18 protein-coding genes are annotated in these 24,075 nt (G+C 49.3%); 16 read left to right on the forward strand and 2 right to left on the reverse strand.

The features are described 5' to 3' along the window. Nucleotides 1-8 precede the first annotated feature (8 nt). A complete protein-coding gene (locus tag KO499_RS17480) occupies nt 9-1,193 on the reverse strand; it encodes a glycosyltransferase family 4 protein (protein ID WP_215985033.1) in 1,185 nt (394 codons plus the stop codon). Between the two features lie 218 nt (nt 1,194-1,411). Here KO499_RS17480 and KO499_RS17485 point away from each other — a divergent pair, with 218 nt between their 5' ends. From KO499_RS17485 to xrt, 16 genes are all read left to right on the forward strand, one after another. After that, nucleotides 1,412-2,758 (forward strand): hypothetical protein, encoded by a 1,347-nt coding sequence (locus KO499_RS17485; RefSeq protein WP_215985034.1) that lies wholly within the window; start codon nt 1,412-1,414, stop codon nt 2,756-2,758. 266 nt (nt 2,759-3,024) lie between these two features. Continuing rightward, complete coding sequence (locus tag KO499_RS17490; protein WP_215985035.1) at nt 3,025-4,161, forward strand: glycosyltransferase; 1,137 nt, start codon at nt 3,025-3,027, stop codon at nt 4,159-4,161. After that, nucleotides 4,161-5,189, forward strand: coding sequence for a polysaccharide deacetylase family protein (locus KO499_RS17495; protein ID WP_215985036.1), 1,029 nt, complete (start codon nt 4,161-4,163; stop codon nt 5,187-5,189). Before KO499_RS17490 ends, KO499_RS17495 begins: the two co-directional genes overlap by 1 nt. Then, nucleotides 5,186-6,565 carry an O-antigen ligase family protein gene (locus KO499_RS17500; RefSeq protein WP_228340030.1) on the forward strand — a complete coding sequence of 460 codons (1,380 nt, stop codon included), beginning with the start codon at nt 5,186-5,188 and terminating at the stop codon, nt 6,563-6,565. Before KO499_RS17495 ends, KO499_RS17500 begins: the two co-directional genes overlap by 4 nt. A 150-nt stretch (nt 6,566-6,715) precedes the next feature. Further along, nucleotides 6,716-7,609, forward strand: a complete 894-nt coding sequence (locus KO499_RS17505; protein ID WP_228340031.1) for a glycosyltransferase — start codon at nt 6,716-6,718, stop codon at nt 7,607-7,609. Between the two features lie 71 nt (nt 7,610-7,680). Next, nucleotides 7,681-8,811 carry a glycosyltransferase family 4 protein gene (locus KO499_RS17510; protein ID WP_228340084.1) on the forward strand — a complete coding sequence of 377 codons (1,131 nt, stop codon included), beginning with the start codon at nt 7,681-7,683 and terminating at the stop codon, nt 8,809-8,811. 3 nt (nt 8,812-8,814) lie between these two features. Beyond that, complete coding sequence (locus KO499_RS17515; protein WP_215985038.1) at nt 8,815-10,338, forward strand: lipopolysaccharide biosynthesis protein; 1,524 nt, start codon at nt 8,815-8,817, stop codon at nt 10,336-10,338. A 17-nt stretch (nt 10,339-10,355) separates the two neighbouring features. Beyond that, nucleotides 10,356-12,323, forward strand: coding sequence for an asparagine synthase (glutamine-hydrolyzing) (gene asnB, locus KO499_RS17520; protein WP_215985039.1), 1,968 nt, complete (start codon nt 10,356-10,358; stop codon nt 12,321-12,323). Continuing rightward, entirely contained in the window at nt 12,324-13,514 is a 1,191-nt protein-coding gene (locus KO499_RS17525) for a hypothetical protein (RefSeq protein WP_215985040.1), read from the forward strand. It begins immediately after the preceding gene. Next, nucleotides 13,511-14,182 carry a hypothetical protein gene (locus KO499_RS17530; RefSeq protein WP_215985041.1) on the forward strand — a complete coding sequence of 224 codons (672 nt, stop codon included), beginning with the start codon at nt 13,511-13,513 and terminating at the stop codon, nt 14,180-14,182. Before KO499_RS17525 ends, KO499_RS17530 begins: the two co-directional genes overlap by 4 nt. Further along, nucleotides 14,140-15,111, forward strand: coding sequence for a glycosyltransferase (locus tag KO499_RS17535; protein ID WP_228340032.1), 972 nt, complete (start codon nt 14,140-14,142; stop codon nt 15,109-15,111). The genes KO499_RS17530 and KO499_RS17535 overlap by 43 nt, the downstream gene beginning before the upstream one ends. 1 nt (nt 15,112) lies before the next feature. Beyond that, complete coding sequence (locus KO499_RS17540; RefSeq protein WP_215985042.1) at nt 15,113-16,276, forward strand: GNAT family N-acetyltransferase; 1,164 nt, start codon at nt 15,113-15,115, stop codon at nt 16,274-16,276. 48 nt (nt 16,277-16,324) lie between these two features. Further along, nucleotides 16,325-17,443: a hypothetical protein gene (locus tag KO499_RS17545; RefSeq protein ID WP_215985043.1), complete on the forward strand. Its 1,119-nt coding sequence runs from the start codon at nt 16,325-16,327 to the stop codon at nt 17,441-17,443. A 9-nt stretch (nt 17,444-17,452) separates the two neighbouring features. Then, a complete protein-coding gene (locus tag KO499_RS17550) occupies nt 17,453-18,565 on the forward strand; it encodes a sugar-transfer associated ATP-grasp domain-containing protein (RefSeq protein WP_215985044.1) in 1,113 nt (370 codons plus the stop codon). A 56-nt stretch (nt 18,566-18,621) separates the two neighbouring features. Further along, a complete protein-coding gene (locus tag KO499_RS17555; protein ID WP_215985045.1) occupies nt 18,622-19,503 on the forward strand; it encodes a glycosyltransferase in 882 nt (293 codons plus the stop codon). A gap of 228 nt (nt 19,504-19,731) precedes the next feature. Beyond that, nucleotides 19,732-21,279, forward strand: coding sequence for an exosortase (gene xrt / locus KO499_RS17560; RefSeq protein ID WP_215985046.1), 1,548 nt, complete (start codon nt 19,732-19,734; stop codon nt 21,277-21,279). A 69-nt stretch (nt 21,280-21,348) separates the two neighbouring features. Here the strand turns inward: xrt and KO499_RS17565 are convergent, their stop codons facing one another. After that, a complete protein-coding gene (locus tag KO499_RS17565; RefSeq protein ID WP_215985047.1) occupies nt 21,349-24,051 on the reverse strand; it encodes a tetratricopeptide repeat protein in 2,703 nt (900 codons plus the stop codon). Nucleotides 24,052-24,075 lie beyond the last annotated feature (24 nt).

Genomic DNA, 24,075 nt, shown 5'->3' on the forward strand with positions numbered 1-24,075 from the left:
TGCCAAAGTTATTCAAGGTTCTTTACAATTGTGTTAAGACGGGCCTTATCGTTCTCCCAATTGTATTTCTTGCGAATAGCGCGATAGCCATTTTCTCCCAACTTTTGGCGAACCGCAGGGTCTTTAAGATAGACGAGCTTCTCTGCAATATCTTCCGGATCCAAGTCGCGACAAACAACACCGCAGCCTGCCTCTTCGATGATACGTCGGATTGTCACGACCTCCGTTGTCAAAACTGGGAGACCTGCCAGCATGTAATCGAAGATCTTGTTAGGGATGGTGTGGTTCCAATGACCACATACGCGATAGGTGAGAGCTCCTACATTCGCATTGGCCATAAGCTGATCCACATCATCTTGTGAGAGCCACCCATGAACCCGGACAGACTCCTCGATTTCTAAGCTCCGAGCCAGGTTTATCAGTTTATCCTTGCTTGCTCCTTTTCCGACAATGTCCACTTGTATAGAGCTTTTGGTGTTACCTTTCTTAATGTAACGATCGACAGCTTCTATGAGTAGATCCAGCCCTCTGAGTTCAGTTAGAAAGCCAACGTAAACAATTTTCAAGTTTTCATCGGTGTGGCGATGGCGGTGGTTTTGGTACTTTTCAATAGGTGGCGTGTTACTGACTATGGATACTTTCTTTGGCGGAACACCCATTGCCAGGAGTCTATCCCGGGATTCTTCGATCATCGTGAGAGTGTGATCGATTTTGGGAAGCACAGATTGCTCATAGCGAGCGGCTACTTTGGGGTTTTTAACTAAATGATCTAACCAGGATCTGTGGGAAAGTTTCGCTGAAGATTTGTACATTTCTGGGTAGACTTCGGCCATGTCCAATACTATCTTTGCCTTTCTGAAGCGGGCAATGAAAATGGCCGTACCCGCCAGAGGCAAGTCCCGAACTATTATCAAAGGTTTGGGTGCGCCTCTGATCGCCTGTAAGATAGTGTAAATCCAGATAGGATTGAACCATAAAGGAAGATTGGCTATTTTCTGCAGGAATACTGGTAATCTACCAGTTTGGGGAAGCCGGCGGATATCGAAGCCCTCGGAGACTTCTGTTCTGGGTTTCTGGTTAAGGTTCCTGGCTACGATCGTTACTTTATTTCCGGCCTCGCTCAGTGACTTGGCAAGCTTTTCTACTCGGACATCCCATGGGTACTCTTCCTTGTAAATAATGAAAACGTCCAATTTTTATAACTCCATGTAATTTATCTTATTTTTTAATCTTAGCATAATATTTTCCTATCAGGTGGTACGATGGTTAGCAATGGTCAAATTATTGGCTCTGACATGATCCGGCGCTTTACGTAAATATTTGTTGTGTGTTTGTGGCTATGCGGATCAGGAGAGGGTAATTGGGCAGCAAGGTGATAACCTGAGGATGATAACAACCTCTGGAGAAAAGTATGCTTTTTAGAAAATTTAACAGGACTAAAGCTCCTTTGATTTTATTGGCTTTTTCGGCCTTTTGGTTGCCAGCATACGCTGAACCGGAAATCTCTTCTTCTGCATTAGTCGAAAATATCCAGAGCGGAACCAAAAATATTTTAGTGTACGGAAGCGGTTTCGGTACTAAAAGCCAAGCGGCACCGGTTTTGGTAGATAGAGTGGAAGTTGCCTATGAAAATGGTCAACTGAGCGCTCTTCACTCGGCAGTCGATGCCGCTCAAGTCGTGCTTCGTTCGTCTGACTCCAATGAAAGTTTGTGGGAAAAATCCAGTCTGAATATTGATGTTGATACAAGTCGTGCTTCGAGACACTCTGCATCAAGCTCACATTACTATTTTGAGGGTGAAAACAACTTTCTTGGGTGGCCTAATGCATATGGAGGCACCAATACGTCTGTTGACAACCGGCAGCTTTATTTGTCGTGGTGGTATAAGCCGAAGTTCGATCCTGGTTCTTATTGGGCTTTTACTGCTGAATCCATTAACGGAACGTTCAAGGGAATGGAAACGTTGTTGGTTGAAGGTGGGTATGAGGGTACCTATATTGGAATAGACCGAGACGGATTGATCAATGCAGTGTTTCCAGGGTTGGGCTCAAACTCCTTAAAAGGCAAGCGCATCAAGGGCGCACTATCAGGTGCTACTACAATATTCCCTTCCGAATCTCGGAAAGGATCTGGATCCGGATATGAAACGCCTGGCTCGCAAAAACTCGCCCGAATTTGGGAGGATCCAAACGGAGGTGACGGTATCCGGCTTTCCTGGACACAAATGCATCAAACGCTATCTTCTCATAACAACGTATCGGGCGTCGTAAATTGGGAGAATACACCGCTCAACGCCGGGCAGTGGAATCATTTAGAACTTGAACTAGATACTGTCAAGGGTCGAGTCAGACTTTTCCTCAATGGCGAGAACTTTTCCAGTTTCGAATTTGATCCTTCGTTAGACCAAATGGGGAAATGGAGTCCAACGATTGCTGGATTGGGATTGAATGGGAAAGTAGGGAAGTTGCAAGAAGGTGAAATTGATGACATTTACTTTGATAAAACTGTCCAAAGGGTTTTGATTGGTGACGCCGCAGTTTTCAGTGATCTGAAAAACTATGAGCTACAGAGGCCTGTTTCGTGGAAGGATAACGAAATAGAGGTGTCACTATTCTTGGGTCAGTTTAGTGGTAGAGAAAATTTACACGGTCTTTATTTATATGTTTTTGATAAACATGGAAATGTCAATTCTCGTGGATATGAAATTTGTGAAGACTGTAAGGCGCCGCCAGCCAAAACGCCACTCTCCGTTGAATAACGGCTATTACATAATTGAGCTGGCAGTCAATTTTTGAATAAACGGTATGTCGCAGGGGGGGGTAGGTGGCAAAAATTGCAAAAACATGCAATTTACGGTTTTCGCCTTGGCAGATCCACTTGAGTAAGAGTAATGCGGTACAGGCATCCCCACTTTTGTTATCCTTTAGCGTATAGGGTTGAGCTAGGACGATGCCTGTTATGATTGAATCTTAGAGGATCCGGGACAGAGTTTTAGCCAAGACGTCTCAGCAGGAAGCACTTTTAATGCCGCAGCAGGAATTACCCAAGCCAATTCTTTTTGTAATTGACCACTTTCGCAATCCCAACGCTGGCACAGAAGGACAGATGTTCAATCTGATAAACGGATTGGATAGGTCCAGGTATGAGCCGACTCTTCTGGTATTTCGGGATTCCGAATATCTGCAAAAAAACGGCTTTCCCTGTGAGTACCATGTATTGGGAAGCACACGCTTGTTTTCTCCCAGTACCTGGACAGAGCTTTGGAAAATGGCCCGTAAGTTCCGGGCGTCCGGAGTTCGCCTTGCGCATGTGTTTTTTAACGATCCTTCCGTCATTTGCCCACCGGTATTTCGCCTGAATGGTATTAAAACCATTATCAGCAGGCGGGACATGGGCTACTGGTACACACCGGTCTATCGTTCCATGCTCGCTGTGACCGGGCGGTTCGTTTCCGCTGCGATAACAAACAGCGAAGCAGTTCGGCAAATAACAGCGAGCTCTGAGTGGCTCGACCTGTCACGGATTCATGTTATCTATAATGGATACTCTGGGCGAGAAACGAATCATGAACTACCTGCCGACCTTGCAGAACTTCGAAGAAAACATCCGGACGCTCTGTTTGCCGGGCTGGTGGCGAATATCAGGCCGATCAAGCGTTTGGAAGATGCCATCGGGGCTGTTGGCCAGCTTCGCTCAGGCAATCATGATCTGCATCTGATTTTGATTGGCGACGGTGATCAAACCAATCTTCGTCTTCTTGCTTCGGAGCTAGGCGTTGCTGAAAAGGTGCATTTCCTTGGTCCCAGGGTTGATGTAAAAGCTTGTCTCAAGGCTCTGGATATCGGGCTGTTGTGCTCAGAGTCTGAAGGGTTCTCCAATGCTATTGTTGAGTACATGCAGGCGGGCCTGCCCGTGGTCTGCAGCAGAGTTGGGGGTAACCCGGAAGCAGTCGAGGATGGTGAGACCGGCTTCTTGTACCCTTGCGGTGATGTCGAGGTTTTGGCAAACCATCTGCGGATGTTGAGTGATAATAGTGAATTGCGCCAGCGGATCGGCGACAATGCCCTCATCAGTGCCAGGGAACGTTTCAGTATGGAGGCTATGGTGGCCAGGCATCAGGATATCTATGAAAAGCTAACGCACCCGGGGAGTACCAGTTGATGGGTATGTCCTCAAAAACAGTCCGCACACTTGGTCCATTGGGTGGCTACCAGATTGCTCGGCTGATCTGTAAGAATCAGCCCCGTATCCTTATGTACCATCGTTTCTCCAGTGCCCCTTTGAAGGGCTGGGCGAGCCCCGAGTATTTTGAAGAGCAAGTCAGGTATATCCGGCAGCATTACACGCCTTATTCATTGGCAGGGTTGATGGAGTATCAACGTAACCATGGCCGAATGCCTTCGAATGCGGTTGTCATTACGGTAGATGACGGCTACCGGGATTTTTACGAGTACGCGTTTCCTGTTCTTCAGCGCTACAGTGTTCCGGCCACTCTCTTTGCGACCACAGGTTTTATAGAAAGGCGATTGTGGTTATGGCCAGACAAGATTACCTGGATGTTGGAGCAGGTAACGCGAATTGATAGGGAAATCAGTATTGGTGCCGTTCCCATAAAAGCCGGAGTTATTGATAGTGTTCTGCGCGGTGAACTTTGGAAACAATGGGTTGAACATGCCCTTTCTCTGCCCGACGATCAAAAACATAAATTTATCTCATCTCTGGCAGAGGCGCTTCAGGTAACTTTGCCAGACATGATACCAAAAGCTTTTGCGCCGCTGAGCTGGGATGAGTTACGGCAAATGCAGAGCGCCGGAATTGAGATTGGTGGGCATACGGTGACCCATCCCTCCCTGGGCCGAGTCACCAAAGCTCAGGCAAGGGATGAAATATTTGGTTGTCGTGATGCTCTGAATCAACATCTCGGCGAGAAAAATCGCACCTTTTGCTATCCGAACGGCCAACCGGAGGACGTCCAGGACTTTCTTCCTGCATTGGTACAAGAAGCCGGTTTTCTTGGTGCCGTTACGGCATTCCCCGATGCACTGGGTGTAAACGAGAGGTATCTGATGCGAAGGCACGCGAGTGGCGATAACATGTTTCAGTTTTACAAGGCCGTATCCGGCGTCGAATTACTTGGGCATCGGATGCGACGGAACTACTGCCTTCAACCCGGCGCCTCAGTGATATGAAACAGGGTGTGATGGCGACCGGCGGCTATAAAGAACAGACGACTGGCTGGCCAGGCTTGAGCGTACGGACCGTAAGTCAGTTCACTTTTGCCATGTACCTGTATTTTATTCTGGACTTTTTCCTTCGGTTTCCCGCTCGAATCCCGGGTTATGGTTCCCTCAGGCCGACATTGCTCGTGGTCGCTTTCATCAGCCTTCTTTTATTCGCTCAACGGAACAAACTGAAAGGTCGGTTTGAAGATCCGATTTTCAAGTCGATTTTTGTGTTGTTGGGGTATATCGTCTTCAGCCTGCCGTTGGTTGAGTGGCCTGGCAGTGTGGTGCGGGGCAGTATTGATCCTTTCATTAAAGCAGTTGTCTTCCTGTTTTTCACTGCCCTGATCATAGACACCGAGCGGCGATTGAAGTGGTTCGTTGGTGTTTTCGTGTTCTGCCAGGTGTTTCGTACATTGGAACCACTTTTCCTCCATGTGACACAAGGGTATTGGGGAAGCGCCACGCATCTTGGTGGAGGAGATTTTGCTGCACGACTGGCAGGCGCTCCCGCGGATGTCATCAACCCCAACGAACTGGGTTTTGTGATTGTTACCGCCATTCCGTTCCTCCATTACCTGTTGTGGCCTATGGGGTGGAAATCCAAGTGTTTATATATGGCTATTATGCCAGCGATGTTCTATGCGTTGATTCTGACCATGTCCAGGGGGGCCTTTATAGCGCTTCTGGTTGTTGCGTTTCTGGTGTTCAAGGAATCGCGACATAAGATGGGGTTGATCGTTATGGCTGTTGTCCTTGTGGTTGCAGCCTTTAGTGTTATGACGCCGATTCAGAAAGACCGTTATCTGTCTCTAGTGGATAGTGATACAAAAGGAGCAGCAACGGCAGAAGGTCGTCTGAGGGGAATGGTAGGAGAGTTCAAGCTAGGTCTTACTCGACCTGTGGTGGGCCATGGCCTTGGAACAACGCCGGAAGCGAAGTTTCATAAACTGGGTAGAACCAAGGCCAGTCATAACCTCTACGCGGAGCTGATGATTGAGTTGGGGCTGATCGGGTTTGTGATTTTTCTATGGTTTCTCTATCAGATCGCTCGGAAGCTGTCCGTTGTCCGGTCGCAATTCCAGGTCCTGACCAAGCAAGTCCAATGTTATTATTCCCGGTTAAATAAATGTCTTATTGCGGTGTTCTGGATGTACGCTGTATATAGCCTGAATTACTGGGGGTTGTCCCAATACTACTGGTATCTCTTTGGTGGCCTGGTGATTGCGTTCGGGCGATTGGTTGCACTGGAACAGAATGGATTTAGCGATCAAACAGAAGGTAAGAGCAGTCATCGAAGCAAGGTCACGTCCCGCTATCCTTTGGCCGAACGTATAAGGTGATCGTGGGTTTCGCGATCGCCTGTCCCATTAGATCTCAAAGGTGCCAGGAAACAATTATCAGCGTTTCGTATGTCGTCTTGAAGAATAGGATCTTGGTGTTATGTTTTTGATCGTATTTTAAAGAATAACCAGCCGATAGCAGGTAGAAAAATGAACGGTTCAGGGAAGATGTTAGTTTCCGTGTTGGTGCCGGCCTTCAACCGAGCCGCGTATATCAGAGAAACCGTGGAGTCGGTACTTTTTCAGGACTACCCCCAGGTAGAGTTGATTGTCGTGGATGACGGCTCTACCGATGGAACCTATGAGATTCTTGAAGACTATGCGCAGAGGGGAGAACTCAAGCTTCTAACCCATCCAGGCCACGCAAACCGTGGACAATCAGCCGCATTGAATCGAGCACTCGATAATGCATCCGGAGAGCTGATAGCCATCCTCGATAGCGATGATATTTTCCTGCCTGGGAAGCTTAGCGCTCAAGTGGACTTCCTTCAGAAGCATCCCGAAGTGGGGCTGGTTTATGGAATGGGTGAAGCGGTCGATGAGAATGGGCATTGGCTTTATAACATTCACTCGCCAGACCACATCGAACCGAATGATCCGAACGCGGTATTGCTGGATTGTTATTTCTCTTTGCCCGTGAACTCACTGGTGCGCCGCTCAGTTTATGATCAGATTGGAGGATTTGAGGAAGAGTTTCGAGCCGCCCAGGATCACGATATGCTGATTCGGGTTGCGGAGGCAACCACGTTGGCATTCATTCCAGTCAAGGTTTTCCAATATCGCCGCCACAATGACTCGATTAGCACGAAAGGCCAGAGGAAACGATGGCTGAATGGTTTTGAAATACTTCGCCGTGCGCAGAGTCGATACTCCTATAACAAGTCCACCGTTCGAAAGCGCCGCGCTTTGCTTAACTTCAGAATGGCCCAGGTGTGCTGGCGCGAGAACCAACGGGTTACTGCTATTGGGCACCTGTTAAAAGCGGGAGTGCTTGATCCGGCTCGTGCATTGAAGGTGCTTTCTGGCCAGGAAAAGGTCAATTAGGATAGCGGCCCCACTGAAGACCTGGCGTTAGGAGCACTTGTGAAAGGAGTTGTAAGTCAGTGAAGATTCTGATGACTGCGTTGCAGCCTGGAGGTGGCATACGCACTTTCTTTCGGTACGTGTACGGGCAGCCGGTTTTCGAGGGTTTTAGTTTTACCCTTGTCGCCCCAGATAACGGTGAGTTAGCGGATTTTCTATCAACAGTCCTCCCGTCAGGCCGTATTGAGGTAGTCGCTGCCTGTCCAGGTAAAGCCAATTTCATGAAGCAGGTACGTCAACTGGCCCGCAAGCACGAGTACGATCTTGTGCATTCCCATGGTTTTTCAGCCGGATTGCTATCTCAGGTGGCGTTAACTGGCAACCCTGTGCCTCATCTCATGACAGGGCATGATATGTTTACCGCGCCTTTGTTTGTCGGGTTCAAGGGCCGTGTAAAACGTCTATTGATGGGGCAACTGTTTAACCGAATCACTGCGGTGCATACAGTAACGGAGGATGCGAAGCGTAATTTCCTGGAATTTTTTCCCGGAGTTCCCGACGAGCGAATCCATCCCATTCTTCATGGTATCGATGCAGAGTTTTTTCAGACCGGAAAAGCGCTGGATATCAGGAAAGATATTGGTTTGCCTGACGAGGCGCCATTGATCGGCTTTTTTGGGCGCTTCATGAGCCCCAAGGGATTTAAAATTCTGGTGGATGCCATGGATATTGTTCACAGGCAGATGAAGGACGCTCCAATGCCTCATGTCGTGACATTTGGCTGGGGGGGCTTTATTCGGGAAGACTATGCCTATCTTGAGACGTTAGGACTGGGAGACTATTTCCATCAGATGCCCCAAACGGACGACATGCCAGGTGCCTTGAGAGGCGTCGACCTGGTTGCCATGCCGTCTCGATGGGAAGCGTGCGGACTTCTTGCCATGGAGGCGTTATCAGCCGGGGTACCCGTGGTTGGTAGTAACGCTATTGGCCTCCGGGAAGTGCTTGACGGCAGTCCGGCGGTTCAGGTTCCGGTCGGGAATGCCCCGGCACTGGCAGACGTTTTGGTGGCAGAGATTCAGGACATCGGGCGTCGAAGATCACGTTTCGAGGCCTATCAGCCAATCGCCGTAAAGCGATTTGGTATTGAACGGCCCGTCCAACATCTCGCCGAGTTATACGTGACAGTTGCCGCCAAGAATCGCTTAACGAAGGCTGTTTAATTAATGTTAAAACGAGTTTTAGTTAATACCGGGTCCAATGTTGCTCAGCTTGTAGTCAGCATGGTGGCAACATTCATTATGGCGCCGATTTATCTGAAACTGATGGGGCACCACGACTATGGCCTGCGAGAGATGGTGCTTGCGCTTGTCGGGTATATGGGAATGCTGGACTTAGGCATGCGCCCAACTGTGAGCCGGTTCGCGTCTTTGCATAATGCCCAAAACGACCGCCAGTCTTTATTGACGGTCTACGGGACCAGCCTGGTATTTATGACGTTGGTTGGAGTAGTTCTTGGTTTGTTTTTCTGGATTTGGGCGCTGTCCTTCCCCGAAATACTTAACCCGCAAGGTATGGAGGAAGATACCAAGTACACATTGTTTCTTTTGCTGGTAGGTGCTCAGCTAATGTTTTTATTCCCGGGCTTTGTTTGTGAGAGTTTTCTTGAGGGTCTTCAGCGTTATTATTTAAAAAATATTATAAATATTTTTTCCATCATATTTATTTCTGTTCTGGCATACAACTACATGAACCCGGCCAATGGATTGGCGCTCTTGGCTTTTTTGGCAGCCGTCACGACCTTAATAAAACTAATACTTTTTTCGGTCATACTTATGCGGCCAATGGTAGGCGCCATCTATCCGAATTTGAGTCTCTTTTCTCGCCAAAAGTTGAGAGAGATGCTGATTTTTGGTTTTAAATCGTTTATTCAGGGTGCAGCTGGAAAAGTGGAGAAAATGTCCGATAGGATTATTATCGGCACACTTATGAGCCCGGCAATGATTCCTGTGTATACGATACCGGCTACACTGGTAACTTATATGGCAACAATAAGTATGACATTGAGTCATACCTTCATGCCATTATTCAGTGACCTTGATGCAAGGGGTGAGCAGGAAAAAAGTAAAACTGTTTATCTTCTGGCTAGCAAATTTTTGGTGGCTTTGGTTGTACCGATGGGGGTTGGCATCGCTCTCATAGGAGGGCCTTTTATTGCCATCTGGATGAGCGGTCAGTTTGATCCAGCCCTGGTCGATGCAATTCTTGGTCTCCTCGTGGTCTACATGGGCGTTCCAAAGCTCAATCCGTTTGCCAGTCGTTATCTGACCGCGATTAACAAACACGTTATTTTTGCGAAGGTGGCGCCTCCCGCGGCGCTTTTCAATCTGGGCCTTAGCATCTGGCTGGTTCTGGAGTACGGTGTTATCGGTGCTGCGTTGGGTTCGGTATTGCCTGTGTTTGTCGTAACGCCAATATTCCTAAAGGTAGTTTCTGATAATTTAGGAATCACGATGCTTCAGTATGTGAAGCATGCGATCTTGCCGGCCATTATTCCGGTAGCGGCTATGGGCGGAGGCTTGGCGTGGTGGCGGATTGAGCACGGGCTGAACAGCTATCTGGATATTATCGCGGCCGTTGTAGTGTCTGTGGTGGTGTATGGCGTATTGTACTGGTGTATTTCCATTCGGAAGGAAGAACGTGACGTACTGATGCGGCTTTTGCCTGAGCGTTTCAGGAAAAGTGTATAAGAAAGGGAGTTTTCAGAATGTGTGGTTTTGCGGGATTTGCTGGCCCTGAGTTGCTGGGCAGCAGAAGCCAAACTGAATCAGTACTGAGTGCAATGGGGCAGGCTATTCGGCACAGGGGGCCGGATGCGGGAGGTGTCTGGTTTGACGGGGAGTTGCGTTTGGGGCTGGTTCATCGCCGTCTTTCCATTATCGACCTGTCTGAACTTGGTGCCCAACCCATGGCATCCGAATCCGGTCGTTACGTTATATCCTTTAACGGTGAGATCTATAATTTCCGTAGGCTGAAAGCGGAACTGGAAACACTTGGTGCCCGGTTTCGTGGCCATTCCGATACAGAAGTCATGCTTGCCGCCTTTGAGGCATGGGGGGTGGGGCAGGCATTGGGTCGCTTTAACGGGATGTTTGCCTTTGCCTTGGCAGACAGACACCAACGCAAGCTATATCTTGCCCGGGACCGGATGGGAGAAAAGCCGTTGTACTATGGCTGGCAGGGGCACACGCTTCTGTTCGGTTCGGAACTCAAGGCCCTTACCTGTCATCCATCCTGGAAAGGTGAAGTTAATCGTGGTGCTTTGCCGCTATTGCTGCGCCACAACTTCATTCCAGCACCTCACTCGATCTATACCGGTATCAATAAACTGCCTCCTGCGTCATTCATCAGTCTGGATCTGACTAAGCTGGAGCCCGGAAAACTGCCTGCCCCCGCTCTCTATTGGCATCTTGAAAGTCAGTTTTCATCTGACCGGGAGTGGACTTTTGAAGGCGCCTCTTCCCATCTCGAACAATTACTGGAGGAAGTGGTCGGTGATCAGATGGTTTCGGACGTCCCCTTGGGAGCGTTTTTGTCCGGTGGCGTGGATTCTTCCACCATTGTGGCGCTGATGCAGAAGCAGGCAAGCCAGCCTGTCAGGACGTTCAGCATTGGTTTCAATGAAGACGGGTTCAATGAAGCTGAGCATGCGGCGGCGGTCGCGAATCATCTGGGCACGAATCATACGGAATTATATGTAACAGAGCAGAATGCAAGGGAGTTGGTGCCGTCTTTGCCACAGATATACGACGAACCGTTTGCGGACTCCTCCCAGTTACCTACGTATCTCGTTAGTGAGATGACTCGCAAACACGTAACGGTGGCATTGTCGGGTGATGGCGGTGACGAGCTTTTTTGTGGCTATACGCGTTATCCCAGCATGTTGCGTGGTTGGCAACGGCGTGGTTCGCTTGGATCACGCCTCAAAAGCCTCTCCGGTCGTTTGCCATCCGGTTTGACCGCCCACGCGATAAGGGCCCTGGTTCCGTCTCAGAAAGGGCGCAGTGTGGAAGCAATTCAGTTTCGTATCGCCCGGGCCAGAGCCATTGCTTCTGCAAGGAGTCTGTCTGAGTTCTATCGGCAATCTGTGTCTCTCTGGGCTGATCCGGGCATGGCACTGGTAGAACCAGGTGAGAGTGATTACGGGCTTACGGGACCACTTCCGGACCAGGTCAGCGACAATGAGCTGAAAACCCTGATGTGGCGCGATCTGAATTGGTACCTGCCAGATGATATTCTGACTAAAGTGGACCGCGCGGCGATGGCCTGCAGCCTGGAAACCCGTATTCCCATGTTGGACCACAGGGTAGTGTCATTTGCCATGGGGCTGCCTGTCTCCTTAAATATGAATGGAAATATTGGTAAACAGGTTCTCCGGTCCGTGCTTTATCGCCATGTGCCAAGGGAGATGATTGATCGGCCGAAGCAGGGCTTTGCCGTTCCGGTAGGGGCCTGGCTGAGAGGTGGGTTGCGAGAGTGGGCGGAAGAGTTGCTGGAGCCGGCCAGATTGCGTGAGCAGGGGTATTGGAAGGCAGACATGGTTCGGCAGGTTTGGCGCGAACATCTATCAGGTCGAGAGGACTACAGTTCCGAGTTGTGGGGTATTTTGATGCTTCAGGCCTGGTTGGCTAACAAAGACAGTGCGAACCTTATCTCTTCAAATGGGTTAACGTGAATGCCTGACTGTCCGTTAGTGATCATTACCGGGGCAGATACTCCCACCGGTCTTACTACTGCGCGCGCGTTAAGAAGCTTGCAGGTTACGGTTTGTGGTGTTTTTCAGGAAAGAGAAGCAGCTTCAATTCAGTCCGGGTACTGGGATCAATTGATTTATTTGCCCGGCAGCCCGGATGAACAGCTTGAGGCGCTGATCGAAAAAGCCAAAGGGGCGGAATTCCCCGAGCGCTCCATATTACTTTTTTCACAGGATAGCCACGTAATCTCTGCCTGGGCGGTGAATGAAGAACTAGGCCGATATTTTACTGTGCCCATCCCGCCTCAGGGAAAGGGAGCAATAATGATGGATAAAACACTATTCCATCAATGGGCGATTGAGAATGAAGTTGACGTGCCGCAATCCGAAATTGTGAACAGCCTTGAAAGTCTGAAAAGCTTGGCGGCGAATTTAAGTTTTCCCTGCATATTGAAACCGTTGGTGCGCACATCCGCGTGGGATGGTGTGCATAAGAATAAGAAGTTTTTCTTGTTGAACTCAAAACAAGAGTTGCACGAGCTTGTAGAGTCTTCAGACCCATTTAGCCTTTCGGATCGCTATATTCTCCAGGAATGGATTCCCGGAGGAGACACAGAGGTTTTTTTCGTACTTTTTGCTTTTGATGAGAACGGCGTGGTGCTTGCCGAATACGCTGGCCAGAAGGTATGGCAATGGCCGCCTCTGGGTGGGTCTACAGCCGTATGCCGTTTAATTGAAGAACCTCAGTTGATTTCGCTGGCAAGAACCATTGCCGGCAAGTTGGAAATGACAGGTCTCGGGTCTATCGAGTTTAAACGTGACTCAAGAACCGGGAAGTTTCTCGTCACAGAGCCAACGGTGGGACGAAATGACTATCAATCTGGCGTAGCTTTGAGTGATGAAAATAACCCAACAGCGGCTCTGGTAATAAATTCCTTGGGACTTCAGAGGGAGTGCCGTATTGCTAAAAAGGCAAAGAGGAATTGTTTTTGGATAGATGAGTTGTCAGCGTACAGGTACGCCAAATCAAAAGGGCTGCTAAAGGCTGGCTTTCAATTAATCAGAGCGCTAGGTGCTGCTCGCCATTTTCAGTTTTTGTATTTTGATTGGCGGGACAGAAAACCGTTTCGGGTACATCTGAAAAAAACGCTTTCCAGGAAGCACCGCACATGAGCGCAGTAGGTCGTATTTTTCGTCGGGCATTTCAGTTTGATCTGGATGCCTATTTTCTGTTTTCTGATTCATTAAAACGCGAACTCTTGGCGCAATACTCGGGTGCTTCCCCTGAAAGCCTGTCCGCCAAGTTCAAAATCGTTGAAAAACCTTCAGAAGATGAATCGTTGATAGATCTCTGCAAAGAGGGCGATTATTTCGGCTCGACAGATCAGGCTATAAAGAGAAATCTGGCGCTCACTTCTGACCGTGAAGATAAATGCATTGTTGCAGAGCATGAAAACCAGTATGTGGCAATGAGCTGGGTTTCATTGGGAAGGAAGAGCCTGTGGCCTTCCTTTGCGCAGCTCCCACTCTCCCAGGAAAATTCGGGTCTCCTCCACCTGAGTTACGTAAAGCCGGAGTATCGTGGTCATTGCCTGCAAAGATTTCTTGATTTGCATCGCAAGCACTTCTTGGCGGAGCATGGCTTTGCACAGTCGGTAAGCTTTGTCGGCGTTAATAATCTCAGTTCGGTAAGAAACTCAATGGCTTGTAATGAGAGTTTCAAACTGATTTATCACGTTTCTGTTGACATCCCAGGGCGGGAAAAACTGAATTTCTTTCCAAAATGGAACCAGGAACAATGGAAATCGTGCAGGGCCCATGCAGAAAGGTGGATGCCTTGAGCACGTATTTGAATCAAGCTTCAAGCGAGAATAGCGGAATGTTAAACGACAAGCCCCTGATCAGTATTATTACGCCGACCTACAATCGTGCGGACTTTATCGCAGAGGCTGTGCAAAGCGTTTTGGATCAGACCTACCAGAACTTTGAACATCTCATCGTGGATGATGGCTCGAACGATAATACCCGGGAAGTACTGAGCCCGTTTCTTGAGGATGACCGTTTTAAGTATTTCTATCAGGAAAATCAAGGTCAGAGCGTGGCACGGAACCTGGCTCTCAAGCATGCTCGGGGCGATTTTATCTGTTTTCTGGACTCGGATAACGCCTGGCTACCAATTCATCTGGAATCACTATTAGCCGCATTTCAAGAGACTCCAGATGTCGATATTGTGTATGGAGATGGCATCACAATCGACGAAAAGGGTAATGAACTTCGCCGGAAGAACATAAAAAGACATTCCGGATACATTGCTTTCCAAATGCTCAAAGACAATTGCGTTGGCATGAATATGACGATGGCACGACGCAGGTGCTTTGACGAGATGGGGGGGATGAGTGGCAAGCGCAAAGTGGCGGATGATTATGATCTATGGCTTAAATTTTCATCTCGTTACCAGTTCAGATATGTTCCCCGGTATCTCGCTTATTATCGAGTAATGGCGGATCAGATTTCTTCTAATAAAGAGGCTCGTTTCGAGACTAACGAGTCGATCATCAAGGATTTCCGGAAGAGCTATCCCGATGCTTTAACCGATGCTCAATTTGACGAAGCTTTTGCCTTCTTTTATTCACGAAAAGCTCGTTATCTCGCGGGGGCGGGACGAAAGTGGCTTGCGATACGAACTATCGGCACTGCGCTTAAGTATCGGCCCTGTGGCGTAGTGCCATGGCGCAGCTTGGCCGCAATTTTGCTCAAAGGCAGGCAATAAAATGCGCTCAAACACAAACACTGGTGTGAATGAGCCCTATGTTTCAGTACATCGCCTTAATACTGATGATTTTGCCATGCTCCAGGAGCAATGGCGCGATCTGTTGGAGAATAGCGACGCTGACCCGCTTTTTATGAGTTGGCCCTGGCTTTTCTCCTGGTGGGAGGTGTGGGGCAAAGCTCTTGGGCTGGAACTTGCGCTTTTCGGAGCTTACGACGCCAGTTCTCGCCTTGTAGGCCTTGCGCCGTTTTATTTGCACGACTACTCATCTCCTTTTGGACTGCGAGTTCGCCGCGCTCATTATCTTGGTAATGCGTGGCATATTAGCCCGACGGTCCGTACAGAGTATTCAAGCCTTATAATTCGGAAAGGGTTGGAGGAGACAGTCACAGATGCTCTGATGATAGAGGTTTCGCGACTCAACTGGCATGAGATGGTTGTATGTGATCAATTATTACCCGAGCTTTCCCGCTGGAAAAAGGGCTTGTTACTCGGGGGCAGAAAAATCGCTCTGGTAACTCGGTCCACAGATGTTGGAGTGCGTGTGCCAACAGAGGGGTTGTTCCAGGAGTGGCTCAGTAAACTTGGAGCGAATACCCGTCTTAAGCTTTATAATCGACGCTTGTATATCAAGCAAAAGAGGGGAGACCTGGCTCTTAAACATGTCACCGATCAGGAGGTGGCAGGTTTCTTCGAGCATTTGAATGAGTTCCACCGGCACAGATGGGGAAAAAATTGTTTCGATGAAAAAGCGGTCGCTTTCCACAAGAAGTTCATTGCCCGACTTGAGAATCAACAGCTGGCTTTGACAACTTTAATATTTGATGGAAAAACCGTATCAGTCCTTTACGATATTCTGGCTGGCTCAAGCAGGTACAACTTGCAGGCTGGATTTCGGGAGGACTTCGATCGCAAAGTGGCCTTGGGAACCCTCCACCTGGGTTATGCCATTGAAGAGTGTTTCGGCACCGAAAGAATTCGTTATTACGACCTGCTTGCCGGCTATGGCAAGAACAGTTTTTATAAAAGTCGCTTTCAGGGAGAAACGGTCCAGTTCTATACCGTTCAGTTCGCGCGCAACCCATTGATGCGGGGAATCTATCGAGCCCAGACCTTTCTTCCTGAAGGATTACGGAGATCATTGAATCGACTTGCCCGTTTGTAAAGACGCAACAATGATGTTGATTTTGGCTAAGGGAGTTAATCAAGGCATATGATCATTAGTAACATTACCTCTCGTAAAATAGAGAACCAAATAGAGGTTTCTGCCTTAATCGATGGGTATAAGCTTTGGTATCGCTTTCCTGATCACCTTTCGCTAGCGCTTTCAGCTGAGCCGTTCTTGGCGGCATCGTTTTTTGTGGCTTCCCAGTCTGGTACTACATTGGAGGTACAAGATTCAAAGACAGCATCCCCTCGTATTCTGGAGAATTTCAAGCGCCTGCAGTGCATATTCGGAACATGGAAGTCGGATTTAAGACCTTTCACCGTGAAAGTTCAGGCAGAGGAACCCCGTGCCGCCAGCGACATGATATGCAGTTTTTTCTCGGGTGGCGTAGATGGTCTTTATACTCTCATTAGCCATGAAACTGAAATCAGCCACCTGATCTACATAAATGGTTTTGACTTTCACGTTTCTCCAGAAGAGTTTTCGGTTAACGTTCAGAGGCTGGAAAATTTAAGTGCTCCCTTCGGCAAGGAAATCATTCCCGTAGAAACGAATTTTTATGACTTTGACAAGTTTCACGGCGTAGGACGACATTGGAGTCATGGGGCCTGCCTGGCAAGCGTTGCTCTATTGCTGCAACCAGCAAAGTGTATCGTACCTACCAGTTATAGTTACCGGGATCTGCGTCCCTGGGGAACACATCCTTTGACGGACCATCTCTGGTCGACCGAGGTAACAGAAATCGTCCACGATACAGCAGATCTGGAGCGCCCTGAGAAGGTTGAAAGAATTGCAGAACGGTCTCAAGCCGTGCTCGATAGTCTGGTCGTCTGCTGGAAATATTCGGATAGAAATTGTGGTCATTGCCTGAAGTGCATAAGGACGATGATAATATTGAAAATACTTGGCATAAATACCAGCGCTTTCAAGGGTTCTGTTTCCGCTGAGTATGTTGCTAAATTATCCCCGCCGGCAGATTATCGCCCATCGTATGAAGACTTGCTTAGGTTTGCGATCGATAAAGGCGATGAATCTATGGAAAAAGCATTACAAAAAGCTCTTTCGAGTTCTGTGGCCAAGAACATTATACGAGAATTTGATGATAAATATCTAAATCAGAGTATTCGTTCCAGTTTCCGGTATTTCAAAAAAAATAAGGCCTGAAGATATTAAATGAAAAACTTATGGCGGCGACATAAAGATAACTTCTTACTTATCCGAGAGGCATATAGAGTTGCTGGTCTCTGTGGTAAATATTACGGAAGCCGGAAAATACCTGTATTTTTTCATATCTTGCGTTTTACATGGGAAACCAAGATGCGTCCGATGGAGGCACTTGGTTACGGCGCGTTTTCTTCTGCTGCACGTCAGAGCTCGGAATATCTCAGCAAAAGGACATGCTCTGTCTTACAGTCGCGTCTCAACCCTCAAGACTGGTTCTGGGTGACCGAGGATAAAGGGATCTTTCAGTCATTCTGCGATGCGAATGCGATACCCACACCCGAATGCCTGGCTCTTCTATTTCGCAGTTCGCCTGGTATTTCCTCGGGGCATCCGGTTCTTCCGACTATAGAGTCGTGGAGCGAGACGATATCCCAGTTTGATCTTGATAAGGTTGTAATTAAACCTTGCCGACACAGTTATGGTCGCGGCCTATTAGTGCCTTTAGTTTCTGAAGGCCGTATAGAGGTAAATGATCTTAAATTCGATTCTGTTCAAGCGTTAGCCAAATATATGTTTGAGTTGCCGGAATTGACGAGCTGGATTATTCAGGAAAGAGTTCAGTCACACTCTGCATTATCCGATTTTTCAGGCACTAAACATCTTCAAACGATACGAATTTATACCCATGTAGATAAGTATGGGAGAGCTTTCATCGTTGATGCTTTCTTAAAAGTCATCGGTGGCGATGCTGCGATTGACAACTTTCAGCACGGTTTGTTGGGCAATTTTATAGCACCGATTGATGTCGGGTCGGGCCAACTTGAATCAGCGATTACACGCAGTTCGGATATGGTCTGGTACAGGCTTGATTCTCACCCCAAAACCGGGCGAACGTTCCGGGAATTCACGATACCGCTGTGGGGCGCCGCAAAAGAATTGGTCATCAAGAATGCCGAGCATTTTAAACCAATCCGGTCTTTGGGATGGGATGTTGCGGTCACGGAGAGCGGTCCCGTGATTATTGAGGCCAACATACGCTGGGACCCGCCCAACTGGAACCCAGAAACAATAGCGAATGTCCGCAAAGTTCTTGAAAATCCGGATTGTGTGTATGCCAAGTGAGCCAGCTTCGCTATGAAACGGACGCTGTCACTGCAGTGCGGAATGCTGGGGCTTTCATGACAACCGTTAGCGTAGTAACGCCTACCTATAACAGAGCCCGGTTTCTGCCCGATGCCATCGAGAGCGTCTTGGCTCAGACACACTCTGATTTCGAACTCATCGTTTGGGACGATGGCTCTGATGACGATACTCGCGAAGTTCTGGAACCTTATCTTGCTGATAGTCGGGTACGCTACTTCTACCAGGAAAATCAGGGCCAGAGTTATGCCCGTAATCATGCCCTTGAGCACGCATCGGGTGACTATATTGCATTCCTGGATTCAGATGACCTATGGGCACCCGATAAGCTGGAAAAACAGTTGGCTTTTCTACTGGCAAATCCCGAGGTTGATATTGTCCACGGTGACGAAGCCATGATCGATGAGGATGGGAAAGTTACCAGTCTGGCGAATATGAGGCGGTATTCAGGGAGAATTACGCGGTACCTGTTGGCTGACAACAGCGTGAGTATTGCCACGGTTCTGGTACGGCGGCGGTGTTTTGTCGAAATGGGTGGATTTGATACATCAGTGGGAGTTGCTGACGATTATGAGCTGTGGCTAAGGTTTTCAGCTAGATACCTTTTTCATTATGAGCCAGGTATTGTTGCTTCGTACCGTGTGATGTCGGAGCAAATTTCCTCCGACAAACGCAGGCGTTTCGCGGCAAACGAGAACATTATTTGTAAATTCCTGGAACGGTATGGTGATGTACTTTCTATCCGTGATCGTCGCTGGGGATTGGCTCGGTTTTTTTGCCGAAAAGCGCGGTATTTTGCCAGTGTGGGAGAGTGGTCTGTTGCGAGCAGCGCTATTGCTCGTGCAATGTGGCATGCGCCACTGGATCCGGTTGTCTGGCGAGCGCTCTTTCGAGTAGTCCTGCCAAGGCGACAGCTGTGAATGCGAGGGCGCCCGAAAGTATGCCTTTGGTTGTGCGCAACTAAGTCGGGGCATTAGGGTAAATGGCTGTCTGCTCAACACGCCGCAATTTATTCAAAAGCTGCAGTACTTTAATCGTTCGTCGGAGCGCTCATGACTGGGGCCCGGTTGGGATTCTGTCATGGCAAAAACCTCTGCGTGCAGGCACAATATCCCTGTGATTGACCTATATGTAAGGGAAATGGGCATATGACCGCTGAAAGGATTCGTGATCGGAGTTTGGTGCAGGCAGTAGTTCCGTTCCTGGTAGTATTTTCTGCTCTTTTCCTGCTTATCTGGCCCACCGTCGAAGGAATTGTCAGCCGCTGGTTCAAGTTTGATGAATCCTACTCTCATGGTCTGTTGCTTCTTCTGGTTTCCGTTGTTCTTGTTGCGCGAACGGTAAAGAAGCAGACACCGGTTACCGGATTTTACCCCTTGTGGCTGTTGCCGTTTGGCTTGGCGCTAATAGCGTATGCACTTGGCGATATTCTGCGGGTGCAGGCATTGCAGGAGTTAACTGTAGTACCGCTGTTATTGGGTACGCTTGCCATTTTTCTGGGTTGGCAACAAGTTAAAGCCTTTATTATTCCGGTCGGTCTTTTGTTTTTCGCCGTCCCGGTGTGGGATTACCTGTCCTGGACCCTTCAACTGATCACGGTTGAGGTCAACCGACTTCTGCTGGGCTTATTTGATATTAATTTTGAAGTGGAAGGGGTCTTTGTCTATCTGATTGGCGTTGGGGCCTTTGAGGTAGCGCACGGATGTTCCGGGTTGAGGTACCTACTGGTTGGCCAGTCTTTGGCTGCGTTATATGGCGAACTGAATTTCAGGTGCCTGCGCACGAGGGTTGTTTTCTTCCTTACAGCGGTGGGACTTGCCTTATTAGCGAACTGGATTCGGGTTTTTGTGATCATTTATATGGGTTACGAAACCAATATGGAAACGAGCCTGATTCGGGACCACGATAATTTTGGCTGGTGGGTATTTGCGGCAACATTGGTGCCTTTATTCTTTATTGGTCGAAAACTGGAAACCTCCAGCGCGGAACAGTTACCAACGCCAGAGCGTGAGATATCCGCAGTCGGCAAAGATGGAAGCCGTCGGGTATGGTCCGGAGTAGCGGCCACCGCCGCACTGCCAGTTTTGTTGTTGATGCTTTTGCCTTCTTCTGGTGGCGAAATAAAAGCCTCACCAGAATCGTTTGATCTGGCTTTGAATACTGAACGATATGCGCCTTTGTTTGGCAACCGATTGAGTGGCTGGAAACCACAAATACGAAACCCTGATTTTGTCTTTGTCCAGACCATCTTTGATCGGGAAGCTGTTACCGGTGGCTCGGGCCCTGAGCAGCAGTTGTTTGTGGGCGTGTACGGTTATGAATATCAACGGCACAGGGCAGAGTTGATTCAATACTGGAACCGAACCTATGATCACGAGGAATGGATGCCGGAGAAGTTCTTCAGAGTAGCCTCACCTTCAGGTCGTCCGCTTCAGGGAATTACCTTGCGTAGTATGTCATCCGGAGAACGGGTGCACCTGGCCTATGGCTATTACGTTGCAGGTCTGTGGGAAACAGATCAATGGCGTGCAAAGTTTGCGCAAGTTGTCAGTTTCTTCAGCGAGAGAAAAGATGCGTCTTTGATTGTTTTCGCTGCGACGTGTGAGAGCTGTGATGGTGAGGCTGTGGTCAGCGATCTGGTAAACGATGCCATGCCATCGATTGTTAATCAGGTAGATCAGCACGTTCAGAAGTGACTCTTCGGGCTTTGCGATGATAACTGACACCAAAGCCTCGGCTTATGGTGTCAGTTCTCAGTTACCGATTCACTCTTCCTCGTTGCTAAACTTCGTCAGTACCCGTTTTGCATCTGCATCGCGACCGTTGGCGCGATAGGCCTCTGCCAGATGCATCGCGATCTCCTCTGAATCCGCCTGAAGTTCGTGTGCTTTCTCCAGGACAGGCAGGCTCTGCTCGGTTTGCCCGCCTTGCAACAAAATCCAGCCATAAGTGTCCGCCACAGCAGCGCTATCCGGGTTCAGCTCAAAGGCCTGTTTGGCGAGCTCTATCGCCCGGTCATCTCCTTTCTGGAAATAGATCCAGGCAAGGTTATTGAGAGCAACGACGTTTTGAGGGCGTAGCTCAAGCAGTTCTTCGTAGGGTGGTATCGCTTTTTCAGGTGCTTCGTTGTTCTGATGCAGCATCGCAAGATTCATCAGGATCTGAGGATTGCGAGGGAACTCCTGTCGAGCCATATCGAGGGCTTCGGCGGCTTTGGTCCGTTGCCCGGACTGAAGAAGAGCGCGGGCATGGGCAACAGCCAGATCAGCGGTTGGTTCGAGGTTGAGGCCAAGCTGATAGAGTTCGGCAGCTTCCCGGTAGTCGCCCTGTCTTTCAAAATAGCGGGCTTCTACGAGGAAGGGAGCCGCAGACTCGGGGTGTTGCTGTTTGACATCCCTGAGAATGTCCCGGGCCTCACTGGTATTGCCTTCAGTAAACTGGATAGCGGCTGCCTGAAGACCGATCTCCTGGTTTTCCGGAAAGAGTATGCGTCCCCTGCGCAGCACATCGGATGCCCGCTCCAAGTGGTCCCGTTGGGCCAGCTCACTGGCGATACCGTGATATACGGACGCGACCAGGGATTCCGCGGGAGCAGGGCGCGATTCGTCTTCACGCTCCATAAGACTTGCTGTCAGGTCGTCAGCCCGTTGGGTGTTTTCGTTGATCAGCGCCGATTCGAGCAATATCAGCCTTGGGCCGTAGGCTTCAGGATTTTGCGCCTGAATCCCTTCCATCAGAGTTGTCAGTTCCGGCCGTGGCATAACAGACGAAATGCCCTGCAATGCCTGGCGGTTGTCTGGGGCCAACTCAATGGCACGGCGGTAGTAGGCTTTTGCTTGTTCCGTTTCGCCTCGCAACCGTGCGAGATTACCAAGCGCATTCAAGCCAGCGGGGTTTGTCTTATCCACTTCTACCGCTTTTTGATAAAACTCCTTGGCTTCCTGAATATTTTCAGAGTTGGCGGCAACATTGCCGCGCGTAATCAGAGCTCCAGCACTGCCGGGTTCCGCTTCTACCCACTCTGTTGCCGCAGCGACTGCTGCATCGTTGTTGTCGGACGATACATACGCCTGGACGATAATTAGTCGTGCTTCTTCGGACTCTGGATTAATTTCCAGTGCCCGATTGGCCTCTTCGACGGCCCGGGCGGTTTCACCCATTCTTACGAGATAGGTTGCATACCTCAGCCGTAGCCTGTTGTTGTCGGGCTCGAGTTCCAGGGATTTCCGGATGAACTGTTCGCCGCTTTCCTGGTCTCCGCTGATCAATGATGCAACACCAACCAGTGCCAGGGTTTCCGGGTCTGATTCCTGATCATCGAGGTTGGCAAGTACCTCTCTCGCACCCTGCGGGTCACGCATCTGCAAGCGAGTCGCGGCGAGGACCTTTCTTGCCTGGTCTGAATTGCCCATATCCGCAACCGGCGCCAGCAAGGCTTCAGCTTCTTCAGCCCGACCCTGACGATAACGAACCAGACCCAACATCAATGATGCCTGTTCGTGGCTTGGAGCCTGCGCCAGAACCTCCTCAAGATAACGGGAGGCGTTGTCCAGTTCACCCTTATTGAACGCTTCCTGTGCCGCGTTCAGGTTGCTCATCATGGTTCCGGGAGCTGATTTGGCCAGTATCTCTTCGTAAACGAAGGCCTCTGACGATTTCCCCTGTTCCCGTAGAACGTTAATCAAGGCCGACATGCTACCGAATTTCCGGTAGGTCATAATGTCGTACTGACCAATGGTCTCCAGTGCATTTATCAAGGCTTGCTCCGCCTCAGGCCAATTCTTTTGATCCTGTGCTATGGAGGCTTTGAGGAGCCACAGCTCTACGTGCTCAGGGTCAAGCTCTTCGGCTTGAGACAAATAGGCATCGGCGTCAGCCGGTCTGTTTTGGCGGTAGGCCGCTTTTGCCAAACCAATGATGGGCAGAACTGCGTTGGAATCGGTGTTCTGGGCCTCTGTGTAGGCGTTTTCGGCTTTCTCGGGATGGCCTGAGGCCAGATAAATATCTCCCCGAAGCAAATCGCCTTCAAGCTGTTGAACTCGGTCCGGATCTTCAAGCGAATCGAGCGATGCCAGCGCATTCTCGTACTCGCCTTGCATCAGCTGGGCTTCAGAACGGATCAGAGCCGCCCGGTTGCGGTTCTGCTGACTTATGGTTTTTTCGTCAGCATCGGCAAAGAGACGATCGAGCATACGCTCAGCATTGACCGCATCACCGGCGGTCAGCAGGTTGTTAATAATAACCAGATAGGGTTCAAAGCGGTCCGGCTGCAGCTCGATCGCGCTGCGAGCTTCGAGCGTACTGGCTTTGAGTTCTCCCTGGCGCTGGAAAAACCGGGACTGATCCATATGACTGAGATATTGGATATCTTCCTGGCTCATTTCGCTGCTTTCGTCGGTGCAACCCGCGAGAGTCAGAGAAACGGCAACCGGAAGGAGGGCGGCAAGTAGTGTTGATAAAGGTTTCATGTCCCTGTTCCTTTCTTTTTTATC

Origin of the sequence: Marinobacter sp. F3R08 (assembly GCF_018860425.1) — a bacterium.
Lineage (GTDB): Bacteria > Pseudomonadota > Gammaproteobacteria > Pseudomonadales > Oleiphilaceae > Marinobacter.